We start from the raw sequence: 612 nt of genomic DNA, 5'->3' as shown, positions 1-612 counted from the left end.
AGTTGGGTCAATTTCCAGCAGGAATAGAAGTGGCACATTACGTTCTTGCGCCCGGTAAATAGAGGGCGATTTTCCAGGGAACGGGAGGTGTCATGGATCAGGGCGAATTGTTCGGATTGCCGCTGTCGGTCATGCTGGCCTTTATCGCGCTGCTGCTGGGTCTGGTGCTGGTGGCGCGCCTGCTGCACGACCTGCGCCGTCCGGCCGTCGTGCGCCGCGGCGATCGCCACGACGACATCCGCCGCCGCTCGCGCGAGCGGGAATAGGATCTGCTACAGGGCCACGCTGCGGTTGCGCCCGGCCGACTTGGCCGCATACAGGGCGCGGTCGGCACGCTCGATCGCCTGGTCGATCGGCTCGCCATCGTCGTAGCGGGCGAAGCCGGCCGAGAAGCGCACGCGCAGGTCCGGCAGCGCCGCACTGGCCGGCATCGATGCCAGCGCCTCGCGCAGGCGCGCCACGCCCAGCGCGGGGTCGCCCGGTGGGGTTTCGGGCAGGAGCAGCAGGAATTCCTCGCCGCCCCAGCGGCCGATCATGTCGGTGGTGCGCAGGATCTGCTGGGCCTGGGTCGCGAAGGCGCGCAGCACGGCATCGCCCGCGGCATGGCCATAG

The 612-nt window shown here is 68.8% G+C and carries 2 protein-coding genes; one reads left to right on the top strand and one right to left on the bottom strand.

Going from position 1 to position 612, the window contains the following annotated elements; translation table 11 throughout:
- Positions 1-92: 92 nt before the first annotated feature.
- Positions 93-266: a hypothetical protein gene (locus tag KVT32_RS28345; protein WP_217619233.1), complete on the top strand. Its 174-nt coding sequence runs from the start codon at positions 93-95 to the stop codon at positions 264-266.
- A 6-nt stretch (positions 267-272) separates the two neighbouring features.
- On the opposite strand, the gene KVT32_RS28340 is transcribed toward KVT32_RS28345, so the two are convergent.
- Positions 273-612, bottom strand: a 340-nt coding sequence (locus KVT32_RS28340; protein WP_217619232.1) for a GGDEF domain-containing protein, incomplete at its 5' end; no start/stop codon positions are given.

It is taken from the genome of Achromobacter sp. GbtcB20 (assembly GCF_019091095.1).
GTDB classification, from domain to species: domain Bacteria; phylum Pseudomonadota; class Gammaproteobacteria; order Burkholderiales; family Burkholderiaceae_B; genus Achromobacter; species Achromobacter mucicolens.
The sequence above is the reverse complement of the archived record's forward strand: the minus strand, read 5'-3'. Positions and strand labels throughout refer to the sequence as shown.

Bases quoted from the DNA above. Each gene is read 5' to 3' on its own strand.
- KVT32_RS28345 (WP_217619233.1), top strand. From the start codon at position 93: ATGGATCAGGGCGAATTGTTCGGATTGCCGCTGTCGGTCATGCTGGCC.